General features: G+C 63.7%; 18 protein-coding genes. 9 read left to right on the top strand and 9 right to left on the bottom strand.

The genetic code is table 11. The features are described from left to right. Positions 1-25: 25 nt before the first annotated feature. From AC3WRC_RS07625 to AC3WRC_RS07615, 3 genes are all read right to left on the bottom strand, one after another. The gene (locus AC3WRC_RS07625; protein WP_492303435.1) at positions 26-1,111 is read right to left on the bottom strand and encodes a glycosyltransferase family 4 protein; all 1,086 of its coding nucleotides are present in this window, start codon (positions 1,109-1,111) and stop codon (positions 26-28) included. A gap of 127 nt (positions 1,112-1,238) precedes the next feature. Beyond that, positions 1,239-3,485: an AGE family epimerase/isomerase gene (locus AC3WRC_RS07620; protein WP_492303434.1), complete on the bottom strand. Its 2,247-nt coding sequence runs from the start codon at positions 3,483-3,485 to the stop codon at positions 1,239-1,241. A 53-nt stretch (positions 3,486-3,538) separates the two neighbouring features. Further along, positions 3,539-4,000, bottom strand: a complete 462-nt coding sequence (locus tag AC3WRC_RS07615; RefSeq protein WP_039243792.1) for an Lrp/AsnC ligand binding domain-containing protein — start codon at positions 3,998-4,000, stop codon at positions 3,539-3,541. Between the two features lie 109 nt (positions 4,001-4,109). Between AC3WRC_RS07615 and putA the strand changes: the two genes are divergently transcribed. Continuing rightward, a complete protein-coding gene (gene putA, locus AC3WRC_RS07610; protein ID WP_492303433.1) occupies positions 4,110-7,241 on the top strand; it encodes a bifunctional proline dehydrogenase/L-glutamate gamma-semialdehyde dehydrogenase PutA in 3,132 nt (1,043 codons plus the stop codon). On the opposite strand, the gene AC3WRC_RS07605 is transcribed toward putA, so the two are convergent. The 3 genes from AC3WRC_RS07605 to gmd are packed head-to-tail and all read right to left on the bottom strand — an operon-like array spanning position 7,238 to position 9,967. Continuing rightward, complete coding sequence (locus tag AC3WRC_RS07605) at positions 7,238-8,344, bottom strand: DegT/DnrJ/EryC1/StrS family aminotransferase (RefSeq protein ID WP_492303432.1); 1,107 nt, start codon at positions 8,342-8,344, stop codon at positions 7,238-7,240. The genes putA and AC3WRC_RS07605 overlap by 4 nt on opposite strands. Positions 8,345-8,349: 5 nt before the next feature. Beyond that, positions 8,350-8,964 carry an acetyltransferase gene (locus tag AC3WRC_RS07600; RefSeq protein WP_235551303.1) on the bottom strand — a complete coding sequence of 205 codons (615 nt, stop codon included), beginning with the start codon at positions 8,962-8,964 and terminating at the stop codon, positions 8,350-8,352. Positions 8,965-8,986: 22 nt separating this feature from the next. After that, the gene (gene gmd, locus AC3WRC_RS07595) at positions 8,987-9,967 is read right to left on the bottom strand and encodes a GDP-mannose 4,6-dehydratase (RefSeq protein WP_055754235.1); all 981 of its coding nucleotides are present in this window, start codon (positions 9,965-9,967) and stop codon (positions 8,987-8,989) included. Between the two features lie 205 nt (positions 9,968-10,172). Between gmd and AC3WRC_RS07590 the strand changes: the two genes are divergently transcribed. From AC3WRC_RS07590 to AC3WRC_RS07555, 8 genes are all read left to right on the top strand, one after another. Beyond that, complete coding sequence (locus tag AC3WRC_RS07590) at positions 10,173-11,300, top strand: hypothetical protein (RefSeq protein WP_055754236.1); 1,128 nt, start codon at positions 10,173-10,175, stop codon at positions 11,298-11,300. Beyond that, positions 11,293-12,627 (top strand): glycosyltransferase family protein, encoded by a 1,335-nt coding sequence (locus tag AC3WRC_RS07585; protein ID WP_055754237.1) that lies wholly within the window; start codon positions 11,293-11,295, stop codon positions 12,625-12,627. The genes AC3WRC_RS07590 and AC3WRC_RS07585 overlap by 8 nt, the downstream gene beginning before the upstream one ends. Next, positions 12,624-13,931 carry a glycosyltransferase gene (locus tag AC3WRC_RS07580; RefSeq protein WP_055754238.1) on the top strand — a complete coding sequence of 436 codons (1,308 nt, stop codon included), beginning with the start codon at positions 12,624-12,626 and terminating at the stop codon, positions 13,929-13,931. Before AC3WRC_RS07585 ends, AC3WRC_RS07580 begins: the two co-directional genes overlap by 4 nt. Positions 13,932-14,080: 149 nt before the next feature. Beyond that, positions 14,081-14,833, top strand: a complete 753-nt coding sequence (locus AC3WRC_RS07575) for an FkbM family methyltransferase (RefSeq protein ID WP_492303431.1) — start codon at positions 14,081-14,083, stop codon at positions 14,831-14,833. 22 nt (positions 14,834-14,855) lie between these two features. Further along, complete coding sequence (locus AC3WRC_RS07570; RefSeq protein WP_492303430.1) at positions 14,856-16,301, top strand: tetratricopeptide repeat protein; 1,446 nt, start codon at positions 14,856-14,858, stop codon at positions 16,299-16,301. Next, a complete protein-coding gene (locus tag AC3WRC_RS07565; RefSeq protein ID WP_235551293.1) occupies positions 16,298-17,080 on the top strand; it encodes an ABC transporter permease in 783 nt (260 codons plus the stop codon). The genes AC3WRC_RS07570 and AC3WRC_RS07565 overlap by 4 nt, the downstream gene beginning before the upstream one ends. Before the next feature lie 28 nt (positions 17,081-17,108). Next, complete coding sequence (locus AC3WRC_RS07560; RefSeq protein WP_492303429.1) at positions 17,109-18,278, top strand: KpsE/RkpR family capsule polysaccharide export protein; 1,170 nt, start codon at positions 17,109-17,111, stop codon at positions 18,276-18,278. Beyond that, a complete protein-coding gene (locus tag AC3WRC_RS07555) occupies positions 18,275-18,985 on the top strand; it encodes an ABC transporter ATP-binding protein (protein WP_492303428.1) in 711 nt (236 codons plus the stop codon). The genes AC3WRC_RS07560 and AC3WRC_RS07555 overlap by 4 nt, the downstream gene beginning before the upstream one ends. On the opposite strand, the gene AC3WRC_RS07550 is transcribed toward AC3WRC_RS07555, so the two are convergent. The 3 genes from AC3WRC_RS07550 to AC3WRC_RS07540 are packed head-to-tail and all read right to left on the bottom strand — an operon-like array spanning position 18,961 to position 25,596. Beyond that, complete coding sequence (locus AC3WRC_RS07550) at positions 18,961-19,800, bottom strand: hypothetical protein (protein WP_492303427.1); 840 nt, start codon at positions 19,798-19,800, stop codon at positions 18,961-18,963. The two genes, AC3WRC_RS07555 and AC3WRC_RS07550, sit on opposite strands and share 25 nt — an antisense overlap. Further along, positions 19,797-21,080 (bottom strand): glycosyltransferase family 4 protein, encoded by a 1,284-nt coding sequence (locus AC3WRC_RS07545; protein WP_492303426.1) that lies wholly within the window; start codon positions 21,078-21,080, stop codon positions 19,797-19,799. The genes AC3WRC_RS07550 and AC3WRC_RS07545 overlap by 4 nt, the downstream gene beginning before the upstream one ends. 46 nt (positions 21,081-21,126) lie before the next feature. Then, positions 21,127-25,596 carry a M57 family metalloprotease gene (locus tag AC3WRC_RS07540; protein ID WP_492303425.1) on the bottom strand — a complete coding sequence of 1,490 codons (4,470 nt, stop codon included), beginning with the start codon at positions 25,594-25,596 and terminating at the stop codon, positions 21,127-21,129. Positions 25,597-25,651: the final 55 nt, after the last annotated feature.

The following is a 25,651-nucleotide window of genomic DNA, read 5'->3' as shown; positions in this document are numbered from 1 at the left end:
GGGGGCGGCTCGACTGGCCCGTCGATCAGGCGGCGGCGCGTTTGCGAATACGGGCGATACGCCGCAGGCGACGCCAGAAACGGCCGCGCTCGGGTTCGGGATAGGGTTGCAGGTTCTCGACGAACTGCTCGGCCGAAGCGCGCCAGCTGAACTTTTCTGCATAGGCGCGCACAGCCTTGCGATCCAGTCCAAGGCACTGCAGGCAGGCGCTCTTGAGGTCTTTGTCGATTGCGCCGGCGTTCGATCCCGGAATGATGTCTATCGGGCCGTGAGCCGGATAGGCGGCGACCGGCGTCCCGGCCGCCATAGCTTCGAGGATCACCAGACCGAAGGTGTCTGTCCAGCTGGGGAAGACGAAAACGTCGGCGTCGCGGAAACAGCGGGCCAGGTCGTCGCCGAACTTGGCGCCGAGGAATTTGGCGTCCGAATACTTTTCTTCGAGCTCGGCGCGGGCCGGGCCATCGCCCACGACGATCTTGGTGCCGGGCAGGTCGAGTTGCAGGAAGGCCTCGATATTCTTCTCGACCGCTACACGCCCGACGTTCAGGAAGAAGGGTCGCGGCCAGTCTTTGCCGCCAAGCTCGTCGTAGATGCGCTCCAGGTCGGGATTGAACACCTCCGTGTCCACGCCCCGCGACCAGGGGGAGACGTTCTTGAACCCATGCTCGACCAGTTCGTCGCGCAGGGTCGGCGTCGCCACCATCAGCCGTCCGGACGGCTTGTGGAACCATTTCATATAGGCGTAGCCGACCTGGACCGGGATCGGAAAACGGGCCGAGACATATTCGGGGAATTTGGTGTGATAGCTGGTCGTAAACGGCAGCTTCCACTCCACGCAGATGCGGCGCGTGGCGATGCCGATTGGTCCCTCGGTGGCGATGTGGACGGCCTCGGGTTCGAAGGCCCGCAGCATCTCGCGGATCTCTTCTTCCGCTCCCAGCGCTAGCCGGATTTCCGGATAGGTGGGGCAGGGGATGGTCTTGAACAGGCTGGGCTCGATGACCTCGACCTCATGACCCATGCCGCGGCATTCCGCGACCGTGCGCGTCAGGGTGCGGACGACGCCGTTGACCTGAGGTTCCCAGGCGTCGGTGGCCAGAACGATGCGCATTGAGGCGGGCGGACCCTGAGCCGTTGAGTAAGGGGCGAACTTCTAGACGGTTAGAATGACGAAGGCGAGACGGCCGCGGTTGTTTGGCGAAGCTCGATAAGAGTCATCGCTTCAACAGCGGTATGGCTCAGGCCAGTTCGATCTCTGAAGTTTGAGTGAGGCTCAGTTCGGTCAAAGTCTGTCTGAGCTGACCGTAAGCCGCCATGATGTGGTAGAACGAGCTGGCCGGAGCGGGTTCGTCGATGAACTCGCCGTCCTCGAGCAGCTTGTCGCGCCAAAGGCCTTGTGGCGTCAGATAGAGCCATAGGGCCTGCTGGGCCGCAGCGGCCTGTTCCAGGCAGGCCTTGCGTTTTTTGTCGTCGCCGAGAGACGCCAGGATCAGCGACGCCTTCAGCCATTCCGTCTGGGGCCAAAGCCGCGAGCGCGCGCTTCGAACGCCGCCGTCGATGGTCATCGCATCGATGGCGACGCCGCGCTTCGAATCGATTCCTTTCAATCCGGCTTGATACAGACGCCAGGCGTCGGTCAAGGCGCCGTCATCCTGGCGCTTGCGACCATATCGCGCCAAAAGCCATGCCCATTCGAACTGATGGCCGGGCTCGACCAAGGCGCCGTCCTTGCCTGGGGCAGGCGACCAGTCTTCCTGGAAGAACTCGCGCAGACAGCCGGTCTCGGTGTCGATGAAACGCGTGCGGGCCAGATTGACGATCTGGTCGGAAAGCCTCGACCAGGCCGGGTCTCCGCCGGCCTCTTCCCAGGCCAGAGCCGCTTCCAGAAGATGCATGTGGGCGTTGGACTGATAGGGATGATCGCCGGCCTCCTTCAGTCCGCCCTGGGCGTCGGCGCTTTCGAGCAGAAGATCCCGGACAGCAGCCGCCTGTTTCTCCAGATCGGCGTCGCCCTTCGCATCGGCGATGACGGCCAGGGCGAATATCAAGAAGGCCTGGTCGTAGACCATCGCCGTTTCGTCCAGCGAGGCGCCGTCCGCATTCAGCAAAGTGCGCATGCGGCCGTCGGACCTAAGCGAAACGGCGTTCAGGCGGTCGAGACCCTTTGCAGTCACGGTGCGCCAAGAGCCTTCCCAGCCTTGTCGTCCAGCCTCGGCATAGACCTGCAACTGACGGGCCTGGACGCGAGCGCGGCGGGAGGTGGCGATCCTGCGGCCATCGAGGGCCAGCACCTCTTCGAAGCCGCCGTTCTCGTCCTGCCCCAGACTAGACCAGACCGGCAGAGCAGCCTGTCTCAGCCAGGCGGTCAGTCGCGCGGCGCCGACCTTGAGAGGCTCCCTGGGGGCGGGCGCAGGAAAATCGAGATGCTGCGGCGACAGCTTTCGCAGTCTTTCGACCACCTTCTTGACGTCTTGGCTCTTCTTCAGGTCCGTCACCAGAACGGCGTCGCGTTCGACGACGATGCCGATATCCCTCAGCCCGATAGCCGCCACCATGACGCCGTCACAGGCGCGGATCAGGCAGTTCTCGGAGTCCTCCAGAACGTGTAGGCCGACATCGCCTGCGCCGGAAGCGTGAACGGAATCCCAGGCGCCGAGATCCGACCATTCGAAGCGAACCGGCAGGACGGACGCACGCGTCGTCTTTTCCATGACGGCGTAATCGATGGAGATTTTGGGCGCGGACATGAACCCCGACCCCAGCGTCAGACAGGCGCCGTCGATCGCCGCGTGATCCACGGCCGACTGGACGGCCTCAGCCACGGCTGGCGCGCGCTCTGCGATTTCGGCGCCCAGCACATCTGCACGAACGATAAAATTGCCGCTATTCCAGAGATAGCCTTCGGCAATGTAACGCTCAGCGGTCGCTGAATCCGGCTTCTCGACGAAGGCCGACACATCGGACAAGCCGGGCCCGGTCGGTGCGATATAGCCATAGGCGGACGACGGCGCCGTGGGGACGACGCCCAGGGTGACGATCTTTCCATCGGCTGCGGCAGCGACCGCTTCGCCGACGGATGTCCGAAACGCCTCGGCGTCGGGAATGTGATGATCGGACGCGACGAACAGATTGACCGCTTGCGGGCTGCGCTGAGCTGTCCAGAGGGCTGCGGCGGCCATCGCGGCGGACGAGTCGCGTCCCTCGGGTTCCAGCAGGACGACGGCGCGAATGCCGATCTCTTCGAGCTGCTGGAGGATGGCTGTCCTGTGAGTGACGCCGGCCACCACGACCAGTTCACCGCCCCCATTGGCCAAGGCGGCGACACGCGCGGCGGTCTCCTGAAACAGCGACCGGTTCCCCGCTAAAGGGATGAACTGTTTGGGCAGTGAGGGCCGGGACGCGGGCCACAGCCGAGTGCCGGAACCGCCGCACATGATAACCGGAAAGATGGGGGGCATCTGAAAACGCAGCAGTTGTCGGGACATGTCTACTAGACGAGCCTTGTTCGCACGTCACCCGCCCGGTTGAAATGTCACGTTTAAAGCGGCAGCACCGTCGTCGATTTGACTTCTTCCAGCACCGCATAGGTGCGGGTTTCGCGGACGCCCGGCATCCGCACCAGAACGTCGCCCAGGAAGGCGCGGTAGGCGTCCATGTCGCCGACCCGAGCCTTGATCAGATAGTCGAAGCCGCCGGCGACCATGTGGCATTCCAGCACCTCCGGCTGGCTGCGGACGGCGGCGGCGAAGGCTTCGAAGACGTCGCCGGTGGTGCGGTCCAGCAGGACCTCGACGAAGATCAGCAGGTCCCGGCCGACCTGAGCCGGGTCGATCATGGCGGCGTAGCCGGTGATGATCTTCTTTTCGCGCAGCCGTTTGACCCGTTCGAAACAGGCGGCGGGCGACAGGTTGCAGCGCCGCGCCAGTTCGGCGTTGGAAATGCGGGCGTCGGTCTGAAGCACGCGCAGGATGCGGCGATCGACGGCATCAATATCGATCATCGGAAATCCGAGACGTAAGCCGAACGATCTTCGGCTTGGGTTTGTATCATACGAAGCACCTTCAATGAACTCCGGCATATACGGCTGAAATCCACAGGATTTGTCGCCGATGACCGCTCCCACCTTTATGCCTTCGAGCCTGGCCGCTTGGGAGGGTCTGGATACGCACAAGTTCCGCAACGAGCGTGAGGCCGTCGCCGCAAATCTGGCGCGCATGCCCCTGGATTCGACCGAACGGGCGGATGTGGTCGCTGAGGCGACGGCCCTGGTCGAACACGCCCGCCGCAGCCAGAAAAAACAGGGGGTCGTCGAAAGCTTCCTTCAGCAATTCTCGCTTGGGACCCGCGAAGGTCTGGCCCTGATGTGTCTGGCCGAAGCCCTGCTGCGCGTTCCGGACGAGGACACCCGCGATCGTTTGATCGCCGAGAAGATCGGCTCGGCAGACTGGGCCGCCCACCTGGGTCAGTCCGACAGCCTCTTCGTCAACGCCTCGACCTGGGGTCTGATGCTGACCGGCAAGCTGGTCGATGTGGATGACGAGGCGCGCAGCGACCTGCCCGGCTTCCTGAAGCGGATCGCCGGCCGATTGGGCGAGCCGGTCATCCGCCAGGCGGTGGCCACCGCCGTCAAGATCATGGGCGAGCAGTTCGTCGTCGGCCGCACGATCCAGAGCGCGCTCAAACGGTCGAATAAGGAAGGCTGGCTGTGTAGCTTCGACATGCTGGGCGAGGGCGCCCGGACCATGGCCGACGCAGACCGCTACGAGAAAATCTACGCCGACGCCATGGAGGCGGTCGGCAAGACGTCGAAGGGCCAGGGACCGGAGCACGGCCACGGCGTCTCGGTGAAACTGTCGGCCCTGTCGCCCCGCTATGAGGCGACGCATGAGGATGACGTCTGGGCGACCCTTTATCCCCGCATCCTGCGCCTGGCTCAGATCGCGGCCAAATACGACATCAACTATACGATGGACGCCGAGGAGGCGGACCGTCTGACCCTGTCGCTCAAGCTGCTGGACCGACTGGCGCACGAGCCGTCGCTGGGCGGCTGGACGGGCCTCGGTCTGGCGGTTCAGGCCTATCAGAAGCGCGGTCTGGAGACGATCGAACGCGTCGCCGACCTTGCCCGCCGCTCGGGCCGTCGTCTGATGGTGCGCCTGGTCAAGGGCGCCTATTGGGACACCGAGATCAAGCGCGCCCAGGTGTTCGGCCGCGCCGACTATCCCGTCTATACGACCAAGGCGGCGACCGACCTGAACTATCTGGTCTGCGCCAAGGCCATGATCGAGGCCGCGCCGGCCATCTATTCCCAGTTCGCCAGTCACAACGCCCATACGCTGGCGGCCGTGCGGCGTATTGCGCGTGATCACGGCGTGACGGTCGAGCACCAGCGGCTGCACGGCATGGGCGAGGCGCTTTATGACGCCGCTCAGGAGGCATGGGCCGACGAAACCGTCATTGTCCGCGCCTATGCCCCTGTCGGCGGACACGAGGAACTGCTGCCCTATCTGGTGCGGCGCCTGCTTGAAAACGGCGCCAACTCCTCCTTCGTCCACGCCCTGCTGGACGAGCGCGTACCCGCCTCGGCCGTCGCGGCCGATCCCATTTCCCTGGTCGAGCAGGCGCCCGACCGTCACCCCAAGATTCCGGTTCCGAAAGACATGTACGGCGATCGTCAGAACTCCCTCGGCCGCGATTATTCCCAGGCCGCCGACCGTGAAGCCCACGCCAAGGCGCTGGAACTGATCGACCGCGAGAAGTTGACCAGCGGCCCGATCATCGGCGGCAAGCTGCGCGCCGGCATCGCCGCCCAAGACGTGACCAATCCGTTCGACCGCTCGCAGGTGCTGGGCCATGTCTCGGAAGCCGAGACGGCTGACATCGACGCCGCCGTTCAGGCTGCCGCTGAGGCCCAGGTTCAATGGGACCGGCAGGGCGGCGCCAAGCGCGCTATCGTCCTGCGCGCCATGGCAGACGCGCTGGAGGCCGATCTGGACCGTCTGGTCGCGCTGCTCAGCCGCGAGGCGGGCAAGACCCTGAACGACGGCGTCGCCGAGGTGCGGGAGGCCGCCGACTTCTGCCGCTATTACGCCCTGCTGGCCGAGCGCGCATTCACCGCCCCCGAGACCCTTAAGGGCCCGACCGGCGAGACTAACCAGCTGTTCCTGCACGGACGCGGCGTCTTCGCGTGCATCTCGCCGTGGAACTTCCCCCTGGCCATCTTCACCGGCCAGATCGCCGCCGCACTCGCCGCCGGCAACGCCGTGCTGGCCAAGCCCGCAGAGCAGACGCCGCTGATCGCCGCCGAGGCCGTGCGCCTGTATCACAAGGCCGGCCTGAACCCCGACCTGTTGGCCCTGGTCCCAGGACGTGGCGAGACGGTCGGCGCAGCGCTGGTAACCCATCTGGGCATCGACGGCGTCGCCTTCACCGGCGGCACCGACACGGCCGCCGCCATTAACCGCTCCATCGCCGCCCGTCCCGGCGCCATCATCCCCTTCATCGCCGAGACCGGCGGCCTGAACGGCATGTTCATCGATACGACAGCGCTCAAGGAACAGGTCATCGACGACGTGATCCAGTCGGCCTTCGGCTCGGCCGGCCAGCGCTGCTCGGCCCTTCGCGTCCTCTATGTGCCCAAGGATTCGGCCGACGCCCTGATCGAGGGCCTGAAGGGCGCTCTGGCGGTCCAGACCGTCGCCGACCCTGCCGATCCCAAGACCGACATCGGCCCCGTTATCGATCCCGAATCCCGTCGGGCCCTCGAGGCCCACATCGAGCGCCTATCGAAGGAAGCGAAGATCATCGCCCGCGCCGCCCTGCCGGTGGGCGCCGAAAAGGGCGACCTGTTCGCCCCCACCATCGCTGAAATCCCGACGCCCGACTTTCTCGAACGCGAGGTCTTCGGCCCCATCCTGCACATCTACCGCTACGCCCCGTCCGACCTGAAGTCGGTCGCCGGCAAGCTGGCCGCGCGCGGCTACGGCCTGACCCTGGGCGTCCACAGCCGCATCGAAGCCTTCGCCGCCGAAGTCGTCGACTTGGTCCCTGCCGGCAACGTCTATGTCAACCGCTCGATCACAGGCGCGGTGGTCGGCGTGCAGCCCTTTGGCGGCGAAGGTCTGTCAGGTACCGGGCCCAAGGCCGGCGGCCCCAACAGCCTGATCCGCTACGCCGCCGAGAAGGCGATCAGCGTGAACATCGCCGCCCAAGGCGGCGATCCGGCGCTGCTGAATCTCTAGGCGTTCAGCGCGCGCTTCAGCGTTTCGGCGACACGCAGGATGTCGTCGGACGACAGCAGTTCGTGGGTGGGCAGGTTGATGCCCTGAGCGGCGCAGAGGCGTGCATTCGGGGCGTCCACGGCCGCATCGTAATAGGGCGGCATGTCGTTCACCGGATAGAAGACCGGACGCGTCTCGATCCCTTCCGCATCCAGTCGGGCCATCACTTCGTCGCGCGAGACCTTGCCGTTCGGCTTCAGCTGGATCGTGTACATCCAGAAGGAATGCACGCAGTCGTCCGCCGTGAACGGCAAATCGATAAGGTCCGTCAGTCCGCTCAGCGCGTCATCATAGGCCGCAGCGATCTCTGCGCGACGTTTCAGGGCGTCTTCGATCCGTTCCATCTGCGCCACCCCGATGGCGGCCGTCAGGTTGGTCATGCGATAGTTGAAGCCGACCATCGGGTGCCAGTAGCGACGCTCGGCGCTCATGCCCTGGCTGCGCAGCAGGCGCATGCGGGTGGCCAACGCGTCGTCGTTGGTGGTGACCGCGCCGCCTTCGCCGGTAGTGATGATCTTGTTGCCGAAGAAACTGAAGCTGCCGCATTGACCGATCCCGCCGACGGGCCGGCCACGGTATTGGGCGCCGTGCGCTTCCGCTGCGTCTTCGATCACCCACAGGCCGTGGCGGTCGGCGATCTCCATGATCGGCCCCATGTCTGCCGAATGACCGTAAAGGTGGACCACGACGATGCCCTTGGTCCGGGGCGTAATGGCTTCTTCGATCCGGGCGGGATCGATGTTGAAGGTGCGGGGATCGTTGTCGACGAAGACCGGCGTGGCGTTGCAGTAATGGACGCAGTTGGCGGTGGCGATATAGGTCAGCGATGGCATGATGACCTCATCGCCCGCCTCCAGGCCCAGCCCAACCATCGCCAGATGCAGCGACGTCGTGCCGTTGTTGCAGGCGATGGCGTGTTTCGTCCCGGCCATTTTGGCGACTTGGGCCTCGAAACGCTCGATGAAGGGGCCTCGCGACGAGATCCAGGTGCTGTCCAGCGCCTCGTTGACGTAGGCTTTCTCGCGATCCGACAGGCGAGGAACGGCGACGGCGATGCGGTCCATGGAGATTACCTTGCTGCTCTTGCGCGGGCGGGGGTCCCGACGGCGATAGTATTGGATGGAATGTCGTGAATGGCGGTGGCGCCGGCGCCTAGGGTGGCGTCAGCCCCAATCGAAACGCCAGGCGCGACGGCTGACCCCACCCCGATCATGGCGCGGTCGCCGACGATGACGGAGCCGGCGAGGTGGCTGCCCGGCGCGATATGGACCGCAATGCCAAGGCGACAATCGTGATCGACGGACGCACTCGTATTGACGATGCCGAATGGCCCGATCCGGCATTCGGCGTTCAGGATGGCGCCCGGCATGACAATGGCGCCACGCTCGACCTCTGCGGACGGCGACACCACGGCGTTTGGACTGATCAAGGCGGGCAGGCTGAAACCCAGGGCTTCCAGATCGACCCCTATGCGCTCCCGCACGCGATTGCTGCCGATGCCCAGGGCGGCGAAACGCACGCCGTCAGACAGCAGGGACGACGCCATGTCATCCTTGCCGATGACCATCGCGCCGACGACGTGGCGAGGCGTGTCGTCGGCGTCCAGGCAGCCCACGACCTCGAACCCGCAGGACCTCGCCAGTTCGACGACGACCTTGGCGTGTCCGCCCGCGCCGATGACCACCAAACGAGGAATGGACGGCTCCTTAACGGTGCTTCTGGGTCAACCGTGCGAGGTCGGCGTCCACCATCTCGCAGATCATGTCTTCCAGCGTGATCGTCGGCGTCCAACCCAGTTGGCGCTCGGCCTTGGCGGGATCGCCTAGAAGAATGTCGACCTCGGCCGGACGGAACAGGGCCTGATCGATGACCAAGTGGTCTTCGACGGACAGACCAGCGTGCTTGAAGGCGATGTCCACCATATGTTTGACGGTCCAGGTCTGGCCGGTCGCAACGACATAATCGTCGGCGGTTTCCTGCTGCAGCATCATCCACATGGCGCGGACGTAGTCCCGCGCGTGGCCCCAATCGCGCTTGGCCTCGATGTTGCCGAGACGCAATTCCTTGGCCAGACCCAGTTTGATCCGGGCGACGCCGTCGGTGACCTTGCGGGTGACGAACTCCTGTCCGCGCAGCGGGGACTCATGATTGAACAGAATGCCCGAGCTGGCGTGCATCCCGAAGCTCTCGCGATAGTTCACCGTGATCCAGTGGCCGTATAGCTTGGCGACGGCATAGGGCGAACGCGGGTAGAAGGGCGTGGTCTCGCTCTGCTTCTCGTGCTGGATCAGCCCGAACATTTCCGACGAGGAGGCCTGATAGAAACGCGCTTCGCTCTTGAGCAGACGTAGGGCTTCCAGCACGTTCAGCACGCCGACGCCGGTGACGTTGGCGGTCAGGTGCGGCTGCTGCCAGGACGTGGCGACGAAGGACTGGGCCGCCAGGTTGTAGACCTCGTCCGGATCGACGTCGGCGACGATGCGCATCAGGCTAGACAGGTCGCCCAGATCGCCTTCCACCAGATTGATCCGGTCAAGGACGCCGAGCCACTCCAGGCGGTCCAGATGCAGACCCCCGGAACTGGAACGCCGCGCCAAGCCCCAGACTTGATAGCCCTTGTCCAGAAGGAACTCGGCCAGATAGGCCCCGTCCTGACCCGTGATCCCGGTAATGAACGCTCTTGGCACGCAAGCCCTCCATGAAAGCGGGGACTTACTAGACGCTGACGAGCCCTACGCCAAGCGCAGGGTCGTCGAGATCGGCATTTGGCGTTGCTTTGATGGGGAGGGAAACGTATTCCGAACCTCTCATCTGTACGAGGTTCAACCCTTGAAAATCGCGATACTTCTCCCCGAACGTCCTGATCTGGGGTGGCGCTGGCGCGCAAAGGAGTTGGCCCGATCGCTGCGCCAGACAGGCGCGCCCGACGGCGACGAGATCACGGTCGCCATCGGTTTGCCTCGTGAACCCGAGGCGGACTGGCGTAGAAAAGAAGCCGAAATGCTGTCCGACGATGATGGCGTCGTTGTTCGCCACCTCGGCTGGGAGCGTGTCGAGCCCGCGATGGCGGAGCGGATGTTCCCGGATTTGAAAGCCAGTCTGGATGATATTCCCGACGTCGCGCTTCCTCGCGACTGGGGCTGGAACTTTGTGGACTGCGACGCCTGGATCGTCTGCGCGGACGCCGCCCAGGGCGCGGTCGCGCCTCTAAAGCCGGTCGCCTACTATGTCCGAGATCTGGCGCAGCGCTACGTACCGTCAGCATTCGCGTCAGGCCTCGATCACATATTCTGGCGGCGTCAGGATCACGCCTTCCGTCTGTGGCGTCAGGCCGAATGCGTCTTTTCCACCCAGGCGGCCACGAACGACGACATTTCCGGCTACGCCGGCGTACGCCGTGATCGCATCGTTCTCTCCCCTCAACTGACGCCGGCGTCGGGCGACGCCACCAAGCGTTCTGCAGGCTCGTCGATCGATCTGCTTTGGTTGGCCGAACCCTATGCGGGGCACGATCCGGCCGTCGCGCTGGAGGCCGTTCGGATCCTGAGATCGGAAGGCGAGGACGCCCGGATCACGGTTTGCGGCGAACAGGCCTATGGTTTCGATCCCGAGGACGGACAACTGACGCTGTTGGCGGCGCCGGCTCGCGCCCGCCGGGCGGCCGAATCGATCGCCTGCGAGACCGTCGCTGACGAGCGGGAACTGGCTCGCGTTCTGTCGCGCACGAAACTGGTCTGGTCGAGCGCCTTGGCGGATGGAGAGGCCGAAGGCGTGCTTCGGGCGGCCCAGGTCGGCGTCCCCTATGTCGGCCTGCGCTATCCGCAGGCGGAGCGGCTGGTTCAGGAGCTGGGCGTCACGGCCTTCTTCTACGACCGTTCGGAAGCCGGGCTGATCGCCGACGCCTTGAAACAGGCCTTATCGAACACAGCATCGGCCCCTACTTCGGGCTTGTCGCCGAAAGACGACACGCGTGACTGGTCTTCCGTGGTCGAGCGTCTGTGGAGGCGTCCCGGTGCGTGATGGAAATCGGACCTCTATCGGCGTCTGGAGTGAACTTCCTCCCGGCGCCCGGTGGGCCAACGAGGGCATTTCGCGCATCGTCGGCTTCCTCATCGAGGGTGGAGCGGAGACGGGCGATTACACCTTCCGGGTTCTGGTGCCGCGAGGCATGGCGGAAACGGTGCGCGACGACCTACGCACCCTGATCGCCAAGGAGAACGTGGACTGGATCGTCGACGAGCCGACCGCAGCTTTCGAGGCCGATTGGGTCAAGCAGAACGGCCCGATCTCCGGCAAGTCCGCCGTCGCCGCTTCTATGGCGGCCTATGCCAATACCCAGATCGATGTCGCCGGCTGGATCAACACCTTCCCCCATTTCACGGGCTCGCGCCTGTTGAACGGCCGCAAGGCTGTGCTTCTGCCGGACGCCATTCCCTACGACTTCCCTATTGGCTGGGATTACAATCACTACTGGGGCCCGCAGGGCGAGTGGGTCCAGTGGAAGCAGATCGCCCGCGAAACGCTTTCGGACGGTCAGGCCGTGATCGCCCACTCCAAACATGTGGCGCGCCGTCATGGCGTGAAACTGCTGGGGCTGGACGAAAGCCTGATCCGGGTCGTGCCGCACGCCCCGCCGGACCTCGCGCCGATCCTTCCCTTCATCAAGGACCGCAAGAAGACGCCCGAGACCCTGCGCCTGGCAGCGAACATTCTGCGCGACTACGCCGCGACCAAGGGGCTGGACTATCTGCGCGCCTTCCCGTTCGAGGAAACACCCTTCGTCATGGTGGCGACCCAGGATCGGGTGACCAAGAACGTCGGGCGGGCGGCCGAGGTCGTGCGACGCCTCGTGCGCGACGAGCGCCGAAACCTGAAGCTGTTCACGACGGCGCCCCTGCATCACGGCGCGAACTGGACCCTGTTCCCCGGCCTGGTCGCGGATCATCAGATGCAGCACGACATCGTCTCGATGCCCGACGTGCCGCGCGACGTCCACGCGGCGCTCTTCCACTGCGCCTCCCTCACCATCCACCCGACCTTCTACGAAGGGATCGTCGGCACCCTGACCTTCTACGAGGCCGTCAGCGTCGGTACGCCCTGCATCATGGGCGTCGGCCCTCACGTCCGGGAACTGATGGAGACGGCGCCCGAGCTGGAACCCCTCACCTTCGATCCCTACGACATCTCGGCCATGCGCAAGCTCGTGCTGGAGGTGCTGAAGGATCCTGAGGCGGCGGTGAACCTTCAGCGGCCCGCCTATGAACGCCGCCGCAAGCGCGGCTGGGCGGCCGTGGCTCAGGCCTATGCCGACGCCGCCGCCGGTTTCGACGGGCCGGCCGCCGCATGAGCGCGCCCTCGAAACCGGCCAAGGCCGTCGCCCGCACTCCGGTCGGCGTCTGGACGGAATGGCCGGTCGGCGCACGTTGGGCCAACGAGGGGATGACCCGGCTTCTCGGCTTCATGATCGAGGGCGTGGCCAAGGGGAAGACCTATGTCTTCCACATCGTGCTGCCCGACGGCGTCCGCGCCGAAGCCCGCGAAGATCTGGCCGCGCTCCAGGCCGTCGAGGGCGTGGACTATGTGCTGCATTCTCCCCCGCCGGAGATGAAGCTCGCCGCCGACGATTTCGAAGGCCAAGCGCGATTCGCCAATGCATCCGTCAAGGTCGACGGATGGATCGTGCTGTTCCCCTATTTCCGTCATGCCCTGCTTCTGGATGCGCCGGTCGCCACCATCTTCCCCGACGGCATACCCGTGGCCTTCCCAGTGCCAGACCCCGGCGCATGGGGCCCCAACGGCTATCACCTGAGATGGCGTCAGCAGGTCCAAGCCCTGCTCGACGGCTCGGATCGCGTCGTGACCTTCTCGAACCATGTCGCGGACGACCAGGCCGGGCGTCTGTTCGGCGTGCCCAGGGACAAGATTCACGTCGTACCCCACGCGCCGCCCAATCTGTCGCATCTGGCGCCCTATGCCAAAAAGGGCACGACGGCGGCAAGTCGATCCATCGCCGCCGATCTGCTGCGATCTCACGCCCGTGAGCGCGGCTGGTCCCAGTTGGCGGACTTTCCTTTCGAGGAAGTGGACTACGTCGCCGTCTCGACCCAGGACCGCGTGACGAAGAACATTCGCCTGGTGGCTGAAGCGGTTCGCGGGCTGGTGCGAGACGAGCGCCGCAGTCTGAAGCTGTTTATGACGGCCCCGCTACATTTCGGCGCTACCTGGACGCCCCTGCCCAATCAACTGGAATACGACCAGATGGCGGGTGACGTCGTGTCCATGACCGACCTGCCGCGCGACGTGCATGCCGCCTTTTACCACTGCGCGGCGGTCACGGTGCATCCGTCCATTTTCGAAGGCGGGCTTGGGCCCTTCCCGTTCTATGAGGCGGTTAGTGTGGAAACGCCCTGCCTGATGGCGGATGGGCCACACCTGCGCGAACTTGTCGTCGATGAGCCGGGCCTGGCCGCGTTCGTCTTCGACCCGAACGACAGTCGCAAATTGCGCGATCTGATCCTCTCGACGCTGGAAAATCGCGATACGGTGCTCGCCGTGCAGAAAGCCTGTCTGGATCGGATCGCAACCTACGGCTGGAGCCAGGTTGCGGCGGCTTACTCCGAAGCGGCGATTTCAGGGGGGGTCGCACAATGACGACAGACGGCGCGCCTCTGGAAGCTCGACTTTTTCTGATCGAGAGCCGTCTCGCCAACCTGCAGGACATGGTGCTGTCGGGCCTTCAACGGCAGATCGTGCCGCTGGACGACGACTTCGTCGCCATCCGTCGTTCGGACGGCTGGGCCGTGGCTGGCGCCGAAGAGTTCCGCTCCATCCTGCACTTGGCAGACGGCGTCAGCGGTCATGAGCCCGGCGTGCAGGCGCTTCTCAAGCGTGCGGTCAAGCCGGGCCACGTAGTGGTGGATGTCGGGGCCCATATCGGCCTGATCGGCGTCGAACTGGCCCGACATGTGGGCGCTACCGGCCATGTCGTTCTCGTCGAGCCGAACCCTCGGTCGGCGGAAGCGGCGCGCCGAACCCTGATCTCGAACGGTTTCGGCGGTCGATTCAGCCTTCACGTCATGGCAAGCGGCGCAAAGACCGGGCGCGCCAGCTATTTCTTCGGCTCGAACAGCATGCTCGGCAGCCTGGCGGCTCAGGACGGACCGCAACTCGGAGCTCTGGAGGTTTCGGTCGCCCCCTTGGACGACATCGTGACGCCGGGACAGGTCGTTTCCCTGATCAAGATCGACGCCGAGGGTTGGGAAAACGAGGTTGCCAGGGGCATGTCTCGTGTCTGCCGCGAGTCTGCCGATATTATGGTCGTCGCCGAATTCGCCGCCTGTCATCTGGCTCGGACCGGCGTGTCGCCGCAGGATTGGTTCGACGACTTCGCTCGTCACGGCCTGTCGGACATCGCCTTGATCGACGACCACACGGGCGTCTTGTCCGCGTGCGATATCGCCGGACTGTTGGAGATGGAAACGGCGAACATTCTTCTCGCTCGGCCCGGAAGCCCTGCAAAAGCAGAGCTTTCCAAGGCTGTCGGCGAAGCGTAATAGCCTGATTTAGGTCTGCGGGATGGATATGGTCGACACGAACTCTGCCGCTGGCGCAAACCCGCTGGATACGATGCGTCGCGTGTCGGGGTCTCAGGCCGGGTCATCCATCGCCTTGGGTCAGATGGGCGAGCGCTTAGGTCTTCTCGAGGAGCGTCTTCAAGCGCTCGAAGCATTGGCGGTAAGCGCCGACGCTCATCAGACCACGACCCAGAAACATCTCGATGCCCTGGCGACCGCCGTCAAGGACAATGGGGAAGTGTCCCGAGAGGCACTGGTCCGCCTTGCGACCAACAGCGCTCAGGACATTCAGGCGTTGAACAGGGCCATCGAAGTCTTGGGCGCGCGGCAGGATAAGGCCTATGCCGGTCTGATTGATGCGCTTGATGCAGTCGCGCTGGAAATGACCGAGCAGGGCCGTGTGCGAAACGCTCTGCAAGACGAGCAGCGAAAAACAAGGATCGCCCAAAGGCGACGCCTGGAGGACATTGCACGCATTCAAGCCTTGAGCGCCGAACGCGATGCGTTGGAAATCGAACTGCAGGCGGCGGCCGCGCGTCATCGCAGGGCGCTGCGGGGGGCTCCGGCCGACTCCAAGCCCTCTGTTGCGCCGGTCGCCGCCTTTGTCGCCGGCCGTGTCGAAGCCCCCGCCACTCAGGAAGACACAGCGCCTCCGCCGGCATTCGTCGCAAGCGCATCGACACCTAGGCAAGACGACGCCGCCTTGCTGACCGAGGCCCGCGAGGCGAAGTCGGCTCGCGACTGGCCTCGTGCACGCGACGCCTATGCAGCCTATGTCGCCGCAAAGCCGCGCAAGGCGTCCGGCTGGAAGCAATACGGCCACATGCTCAAGGAAAACGGCGAATTCGACGCCGCACGCGCCGCGTATTTCCGATCTCTCGCCCTGTCGCCGTCGGACGTCGATACCTGCCTGCATCTCGGCCACCTTCTGAAGAATACGGGCGATCGCGATCTGGCCGCCGAGATATTCAGAGCCGCACTGGCGATGGATCCCAGTTTCGGCCCGGCCAGAGACGGTCTTGGTGATCTCGGCTTTGCGATTCCGGAAGCCGGCCCGACGCGTCCGAAACCAGGCAAGTCCGGCACGAAACTGGCGCGCTGGTTCTACGGCAAACGATTGCGATCGGCGCAGTCGGCCTTTGCCGCACGAAAATGGGACGTGGCCGAAGGGCGCTATCGCGGCCTGCTTCAAGATCGTCCCTGGGATGTGCGCCTAATGATTCAGATCGGCCATGCCCTGAAAGAACAGGGCAAGATCGACGCGGCTGCGCAGATGTACCGGCGGGCATTGGACCAGGAGCCGCTAAACAGCGACGCGCATCTTCACCTCGGACATGCAGCCAAGCTCGCCGGCGACATCGAAGGCGCCCATGTTCATTATCGCCGTGCGCTGCGTTACTGGCCCCAGAATGCTGACGCGCTGTTCGAGCTGCGAGGCGCGTCTTGATCGCGACCGACAACTCCTTCGGATCGCACATTCGGATCATCGGCGCCCTGATGATGCGCGAGACGGTCACGCGTTACGGCCGTCAGGGACTGGGGTTGCTGTGGCTGATCGGCGAGCCGCTGCTGTTCTGCTTCGGCGTCATCATCATGTGGTCGCTGATCAAGCCGGCTTACGAACATGGTGTGCGGATCGCGCCTTTCATCATGACCGGCTATATGTGCTTGCTTCTGCTGCGGCATTTGGTCGGCGCGAACATGAACGCGCTCCAGGCCAACGGCGGTCTGCTTTACCATCGCCCTGTCAAGGTGATGCACCTGTATCTGTCGCGGTGCGGGCTGGAGATCGCAGGCAACACCATGGCCTTTTTCGTCGTTTATCTGGCGATGCTGGCGATCCGGCAGGTGGATCTGCCCCACGACCTTCTGCTCTTCTATTCCGGTTGGTTCCTCCTCGCCTTCATGGCATGCGGGATCAGTTTCGTCTTCGCCGGCCTGGCGCTGCGTTACGAGTTGTTCGAACGCGTTTCGCCAGTGCTTCAGTATGCGATGATTCCGCTGTCCGGCGTTTTCACAATGATGGCCTGGCTGCCCCAGCATTATCGCGACGTTCTGCTCAAGGTGCCGATCCCGCATACGGTGGAGATGGTTCGCGCGGGGATGTTCGGCGAGTTCACCCCTACCTATTACGACGCCGGATACGCCTTCGCCTGGGCGGTCGCCCTGAACTTTATCGGTCTGGTGCTTCTGGCGCGCGCCAAGCATCATCTGGAAATGGAATGAAGCGGCGCGACCGTTTCTGGAAATCGAAATGAACAAGCCAATCCTGAACTACCGTGGCGTCGGCGACTATGCCGAGAAGGCCGACAAGACGCCGGCCTGGCGGCGGTTCTTCAAGAAAATCCCGCTGTCCTTCCTGATCGTGGTGGTCGCCCCCACGGTGCTGGTGGCCATCTATTATCTGCTGATCGCCTCGCCCCAATACACCTCGGAAGCTCGCTTCGTAGTCCGCTCAAAGGCGCAGGAGCAGCCGTCCAGCCTGGGTGTGGCCCTGCAGGGCGTCGGCCTATCCTCGAACCAGACGGACGCTTATGCGGTCCATGAGTATATCCGCTCGCGCAATGCGCTTGAGGACCTTCGCGGCAAGCTGGATGTGCGCGCCATCCTGGGCCGTCCAGGCGTCGATGCCCTGTCGCGTTATCCGCGTCCCTGGGAGGGACAGTCGTTTGATAGCCTTCATGAAGGACTGAAGCGCTTCGTGACTGTGGGGTACGACTCGTCCACTGGCCTTAGCACTCTTCGTGTCAGAGCTTTCCGACCGCAGGATTCTCAGGCTATGGCCGACGCGTTGCTCGACGGCGGAGAGCGACTGGTTAACCAGCTCAACACCCGTGCCGATGAAGGCGCGGTGCGCGACGCCCGCCGCGACGTGGCCGACGCAGAAGCCCGTCTGACCGCCGCCCAAGTGCGCCTGACGACCTTCAGAAACCGCGAAGGTCTACTCGACCCGGCTAAGGCGGCGGTCGAGAACATGGAGTTGATAGGCAATCTGCGCGGCACGGTCGCCAATCTGCGCGCAGAAAGATCGCAGCTGTCCTCCGAGGCGCCGCAGAGCCCTCAGCTGGCCGCACTCGACAGCCGTATCGCCGCCTTTGAACGACAGATCGCGGCCGAACAGGCCAAGATGGCGGGCGCTGCCGACTCGCTTGCGCCCAAGCTCGAAACCTACGAGGCTCTCGCCTTGGATCGCGAGTACGCCGACAAGGCGCTGGGGTCGGCCAGGGCGATGCTGGATCGTTCGGAATCGGAAGCCCGCAGCCAGCGGCTTTATCTTGAGCGCGTCGTGCGTCCCAACTTGCCGACCGATTCGTCTCAGCCAAAGCGGCTGCTGGCGATTCTGACGGTGTTCGCCAGTCTGCTGATACTGTACGGCACGGCCTTCCTGGTGGTCGCCGGCCTTAAAGAGCACAATCAGGGATGACGGCGGTTCCCGTGCCAGAGCCAGTCCCTGCGCCTCAACCAGTGGCGCTGGATGTGCGCGGTCTCGGTAAGGCTTTTCCCGCCAGTCATGGCGCAGGAGACCGCTGGCTGTTTCGTGATCTCGACTTCGATTTAAAACGGGGCGACCGTCTAGCGATTCTCGGGCGTAACGGCCAAGGCAAGTCGACCTTCATCAAGATTCTTGGTGGTGTGCTGCCGATGTCGGAAGGGGAGCTCAACTGGAAGGTTCGACCGTCCTGGCCCATCGGCTTCGGTGGCGGGTTTCAAGGCAGCCTCAGCGGCCTAGACAACATACGCTTCCTCTCGCGCGTGTATGCCGCCAACTACGATACGGTGCTGGAGCGCGTCGAGAATTTTGCCGAACTCGGTCTTGCGCTGAAACAGCCGGTGAAACATTATTCGTCGGGCATGCGGGCGCGTCTGGCGTTCGGCCTTTCACTGGCAATCGATTTCGACTGCTACCTGATCGACGAACTGATTGCGGTGGGCGACGCGCGTTTCGCCGCCAAATGCGCCGACGAGTTATTCACGCACCGCGCAGATCGCGCGTTCATCATGGCGTCCCATGACATGAACTCCGTCGCCAGTGTTTGTTCCAGCGCGCTGATTATTGAAAGCGGGCAGGTGAAGTTCTTCAACGACGTCGCCGAGGCCATCGATGTCTACAGCTGGCTGAGAGCCGCCTGAGGCCTTTCATTCGGCGTCCGGCCGATCTCGACCGAAATCAAGCGCATCCTGCCGGCGAAGACGGCATGGGCGGCCGACACGCGAAACTCGGCGATGGCGGCGGCCTCCCAATTCCTATCCAAGGCGATATCGTACCGCCCCGCGCGACCCAGCGACACTTCGTGACGCTCATGCCTATCCAGATCGCCCCACTCGAAAGCCAGACTTTGAGCCGCTGCGGCCCGGTCCACATCGAAGCCGATAGACAGCCGCCACGGCCCGGGAGGAAGGGTCATGTGCGGGCCCCAAGCTAGAACGTCGGGGCGGCCTGTCAGGTCGAAGGTGGGAAAGGGTTCATCGGCAAGCAGCCGACGCTCGTTTAACCGCAACAGTTCGAAGTCAATTGGCGTCGCAGTAGCGGCGGCTCCGAATAATTCCAGCGCCTTAACCGGCCCGGTCGGGAGGCGACACAACGCCTGACCAGCCCGTAGAAGCGCATCTTCGGCGGACTTTACAGACCGCGAGCCGCCGCCGGCACCCAGAACGCTGCAGGCCGCGCCCCTTTCGGCGCATCGCGAGAACAGCCGCGACAGGTCCCGCGTTTGGTTGGCGCGGAACTCAGGCGGCGCTTCAGACGTGTCTGTGAGGACGACAAGCCAGTCGCACACATCCATCGTCAGGGCTTCGTCCACCGACAGGCTGATCCGAACCGTCCTATCTGACGTATCCTTTTGAAACGTGAGGGCTTTAGAAAGCCATTCGTCGCTATCGGCCCCGGGCGTGACGAGAATGCCAACGCCACGCGACGAGTCAGTCGAGGGGGCGAGAGGCGTCATGAAAGTCCAAGCGTTTTGTAGGCCAGCCGCAACCGGTCCTGGTAGGCTTCAAGGGAAAACGCGTCGGCACGCTGGCGTCCAGCGGCCTCCAGGGCGACGCGCTTGTCGTCGTCGCTGTCCAGCGCGACGATCGCCGCGCGGATGGCCTCGATGCTGCGAGGATCGACCGTCAGGGCCGCCTCACCCGCGACCTCCGCCGTCGCCGAGACATTGGCGGTTATGACGGCGGTGCCGGCCATCATCGATTCGAGGATGGGCAGGCCGAACCCCTCGTAAAGGGATGGAAACAACGTCGCCTTCGCGCCACGTATCAGATTCTGCAAGAGCGCCGCCGGCAGGTAATCGACGCGCTTGACGCCGCTGGCGCTTTCCGAGGCATGGGACAGTAGGGCGAGATCTTCCTGCGCCAGCCAATCGCGTCCCGCCACGACCACCAGCGGCGTGGACACGCGGCTTTCCAGATAAGCCTGGATCAGACGGGAAACATTTTTCTTGGGCTCCACCGCCCCGAAGAAGAGGAAATAGCCCTTGAAATCCAAGCCGTGAAGCGTCGCCAGTTCATTCGCCAGATCATCCGCCGACTTTTGCTCGCCGTTCGGCGGCGCGACGGCCTGATAAGTGGTGATCACCTTGCGTTCGTCGGCGCCGAGCATGGCGATGAGATCCTGCCGGGTCGTCTCGGAGACGGCCAGCAGAAGGTCGGCCCTGCGCACCACCGACGTCATCAGGTCATGATACCGCTTCTTGTCATCCAAGGTGGTGTGCGGCAGCTTCAGCGGGATCAGGTCGTGAACCGTATAAACATTGGCGGCGCGCCGGGCATATAGCGGCAGCGGCGTGGTCCAGTGCATGACGTCCGGGGCCTCATGACCGTCGTCAGATCTCTGGAAGCCCAAGGGCGTGAAAGTCCCATAAACGTTATGGGCGCGGTTGGCCGTGGAAAACAGATCGTGCGCCGCCCAATGTCGTCGGATCGGCAAGGCGTCGTCGCGTCCGATCACCATCCCACTCTTGGGCATGGGCCGGGCCGTACGTCCAAAGCGGGACAGGATCGTCGAAAGGGCTCTTGGAACCCCGGCTTTGCGACTCGACCGGCGGGCATCCGTCAACGCGATCTCGTTAAGCAACGAGTTCGACGTCGGAGCGATGCTCGGGCCATGCAGAAGTTCGACCACTGCTCCAACGCCCGCGAGGGCTTCGGCCAGGTTCCTTCCGTAAGTGGCGATGCCCGACCCCTTCGCAAGCGAAAGGTTCCAGCCGTCGATACAGGCCCGAGCCATGCAACCTCTCCGCTTCCCCGCCGCCAAGCGCGATGGGAGACGGCTCTTACATCATCCAGTCGTCATCAGCGACATGCATCCACTCACGACTGAACGAAGGCAATAGATCGCCTTCAGGGGGAGACCTCGTCCAAGCGTCCGGCAGAGTAAAGATGTCATGACCCTTGCCACTGTCGAAATCCATCCAACCCGGCAATGTTTGCGCGTCAACATTCACCTTTGCCGAAGCCGAAGGGTCGATGCGAACAATGTCGGTCGCCTTCAGGACTGAGCCGGGCTGCAACGTCGCGATCAGAGCGGGACCACCCGCTCCAGCGCCGTCGGGATCCCACAGCACGCGACCGGTCGCCGCGTCCCACAGGATTTGCGGCCCGCCGCCGGTCGCCGTCAGGCCGTTCACAAACCAATCGTTTCCGGTCAGTCCAAAGCTCCGGAACTCGAGCACGTCCTCGCCGGACTGGAAGTCGGCTATGAAGTCTCCGCCTTCCGCGGCTGCAAAGTATATGAAGGCGTCCCGGCCCGCGCCGCCGGTTAGGAAGTCGGCGCCTAGGCCGCCGGCGATCCGGTCGGATCCGGCTCCAGCGTCGATGACGTCGTCACCGCCGCGTCCCTCGATTACGTCGTCGCCGTCGCGGGCCAGGATGAAGTCTCGGCTCTGGGTGCCCAGCACATAGTCGGCGCTGTTTGAGGAAACGACGCGCTCGATGGAAACATATGTGTCGCCTGCGGCTTCGCCGGTATTGCGCCCCGAACTGATCATGTCGATCAGCAGCGTGCCGCCTGTGACGCCCTGATCGTACCAAACGGTGTCGATCCCGTCGCCGCCATCGAAGGTATCGGCTCCGCCGCGACCCAGGAAGATGTCGTCGCCGCCTCGGCCCAGCATGTAATCGGCGTTGTCCGTGCCGCGAATGACGTCTGCATCATTGGATCCGACGACCCGTTCGATGGAGATATAACGGTCTCCGGTCGCCGCGCCGCCGTTCTGGGTCAGGCCGGCCAGATCGACCGTCGCCGCCGTATCGTACCAGACGGTGTCGATGCCTTCGCCGCCGTCGAACCAGTCGCCGCCGCCGCGACCCTGGAAGATGTCGTTGCCGGCTCTACCGAGGAAGTATTCAGTGGCGGCCGTTCCCCTCATAATATCGTTGCCCATTTCGGAGCCGTATATGCGCTCGATGGATTGATAGCGGTCGCCAGCGGCCGCGCCGCTGTTTGTGGTTGAATCCAGCAAATCGACCGTCGCCTGGGTGTTGTACCAGACAGTGTCGATGCCTTCGCCGCCGTCGAACCAGTCGCCGCCGCCGCGGCCTTCGAAGATGTCGTTGCCGTCACGTCCGACGAAGTAGTCGGTGTTGCCGGTGCCACGCATGACGTCGTCCGCGTTGGACCCCACCACCCGTTCAATCGAAGTGTACCGATCCCCTGCCGCAGCGCCGCTGTTTGTCGATGACAAAACGAGATCAACGACAGCTTGCTGATCGTACCAGACGGTGTCGATGCCTGCCCCCCCGTCGAACACGTCACCGCCACCACGTCCCAAGAAGACGTCATTGCCCTCGCGTCCGACGAAATAGTCGGTTGCGGCGGTGCCGCGAATGATGTCGTCGCCAGTCGATCCCACGACCCGTTCGATGGAATTGTAGGTGTCTCCTACCGCTTCGCCCGTGTTCTGTGACGTGTTCAGAAGATCGACGACCAGAATCCCGCCGGCGGTGTTTTCGTACCAGGCTGTATCGATGCCGTTACCGCCGTTGAGTTGATCGGCTCCCGCACCCCCAAACAGGATGTCATTACCGTCCAAGCCGTTCAGCACATCGTTGCCGCCTAAGCCCGACAGGATATCGTCCGACGCCGTGCCTGTGAGCGTGTCGGCGGCCGCCGTGCCGGACAGGTTGACGCCTGGGTCATTGAGCAAAATCGTCATGTCGTCGAACTGCAATCGCTCGACGTTGCTAAGGCGGTCCTCGCCGTCTGGACCCGTTACCGTGGTGACACCGTTCGCCGTGGATATCGTATACGCCGAGCGCGCGCCGATATAGACGGCGGTATCTAGGCCTGCTCCCCCATCCAACGTGTCGTTTCCGCCACCGCCGTAAAGACGATCGTCTCCGTTACCTCCCAACAAGGTGTCATTCGCTGAGTTGCCGTTCAGAATGTCGGCACCCTCGCCACCATCGAGCAAGCTTCCGGTCAATACGCCGCTCGCGTAGCTGTGGCTGCTGACGGAGACATGCATCGTGTATTGATTGCCGGACGGAGGGCTGGACGTCGCGAAACCTCCAACACCCGTTCCACTTGCGAACTGGCCTACCTGAATATAGTAGATGCCAGCCGCCTGAACTGTGATGTTGATGTATGAATTCTGGGATGAGCCCTCAGAATTCGAGGCCGGCGTATCGTCATTCTGAGCGATCTCATTTCCGTTGGCGTCGAAGATTCGCACCGTCGAATCGAAGGAAGCGTTGTCGATGTCGACGCGCAGAATTGCTCCGGCCGCGAGTGTCACGCTGTAATATTCTAGTCCCCCATGGGTCTGTGCCAGTACGGTGGCGTGCGGCATGACGTTGTCCGGCACGCCGTCGCGCGTGACCAGATCGAAGCCGTCGTCCAGATTGACCGCAGACCCCGTGCCGGAGTTGGCGAGCGAACGCGCCTTGAAGATGTCGGAAGCATCGCTTACGCCGCCGCCGCCAGCGAAGAGTTGATCGTCGCCATCGCCGCCATAGAGACGATCTGCGCCGCCGCCACCACGAATGATGTTCGACCCGGCGTCGCCGCGAATGATGTCGTTCGCCGTCGTGCCGTTCACCTGTTCCACGCCGGACAGCCGATCGGTGTCAAACCCGCTGGTGACGACACCGGTCACGAGATTTGCGTTCAACCCCGACGAGGTCGTCGTGTAATCCGCCGTATCCCAACCCGCGCCGCCGATCAGAGTGTCGTCTCCTGTGCCGCCGATCAAAGTGTCGTCGCCATCCCCGCCGTCCAGCGTATCGTTACCGGATCCGCCGTTCAGGTAGTCAGCACCGCCGAATCCGTTCAGCACATCGTTGCCGCCTGCGCCGCCCAGGCTGTCCCCGAAGTTGGAGCCGTCAATCCGGTTGTCGGTCACGTCGCCCGTGACGGTCACTGGACCGTTGGGTGTCAGGGTGATGGTCTGGTCCGAGAACCTGAGAAGCTCGACGTTGCGAACCGTTGTCGTCGATCCATTGCCCGTGATCGTGCCGACCTGACCGTCCCAGTAAATCTGATAGGCGCTGCGCGGACCGGAGAACACGACGGTGTCCGCCCCCAGTCCGCCATCAATGGTGTCCGAGCCTCCGTTTCCAGTGATGACGTTATCGACCGCATTGCCGAAGATTGTGTCGGCCCCCGTGCCGCCGATGGCGTTCTCGATCACTGCGCCCAAGGCGATGGAAACGTTCCCTGTCAGGCCTACGACGCTCGAGAAATGTCCTTGGCGCAAGTCTATGGTCTGCGGCCCGGCATATCCGGAGAAGTCGAGCGTATCGACGCCGCCGGCGTCCCATACAGCGAAGATCATCCTGTCCTGGGCGCCTGGCGCGTACCAGGCCAAGCCGGTGTTGGAGTTAAATCCATAGACGGTATCACCCGTGCGGGTGGTCATATTGGCGCCGTACAGACGTTGAGCGGCGGAAATATCGTCTAGCAGCGGGGCTGAGGAGTAGCTGCCGAGAAACGCACCACCGGTGTTTGTTTCAGAAAAGTAGCTCATCAGCGTGTACTGCCGAGAATCCTCGAAGTAGGTCGCGTCGTTCTGATAGGTGATCGAGACACCTTCACTTGCGTTGTAGTCCGCTGGGTGGCGTAAACCGAGCGCGTGGCCGATCTCGTGCGTCAGAACCTGTTGACCGTAGCCAAGCATGGCTGGGTTGGCATTGTAGCTGAAGGTTGAGTTTACCCACACGTCGCCGGAAACCGATCCCGTCGCCGGCGCGCCTGGGCCATAGGCGAATGCCGCTGCGCCGCTCTGGCCGCTGGAATAGTTGCCGAACAGGATCGAGGCATTGTCGGAGTAACCTGCACCGTCGTCCACGCGCTGGAAGACGATGTTGGCGACATCCGACCAGGACCGTAGCGCCAGAAGGGTAGCGGCGATCTGGATGGCGGTGAACTGTGTGAAGCCCGCGGTGTCGGTCGGCATGGTCGTGGCGCTGGCTCTGAAGGCGAACGTCACCGTTGCAGGTGTGCCCAGAGGCTGACCTGTCGTAACCCAAGACTGATTGCCACGGGTGATTTGAAGGCCTGCGTCCGTCGTGGACAGCGATGGCTTGCCATTCGGTCCAAAACTGCCGCGGTTGTCTATGTTGACGATGACGCCCTGATGACCGTCGATCGCGCCGTCCGAAACCAGTCGGCCGCAGCAGCCGCAGATCGCGAAGCCCGATACCATTCCGCCGGCCCCTGATCCGAAACTCCAACCGGACGAAGGACCGGAATGGCCGCTGTCGTCTACCGTATTGAAGACCCGGCTATTGAGCGTGGCAGGCATGATCCGGCATCCTCTCGATGTTATCGCGCCACCCTAGCGCGCTTCGACATCTTGG

It is taken from the genome of Brevundimonas sp. EU05-FHT14B07, from assembly GCF_058790795.1.
The sequence above is the reverse complement of the archived record's forward strand: the minus strand, read 5'-3'. Positions and strand labels throughout refer to the sequence as shown.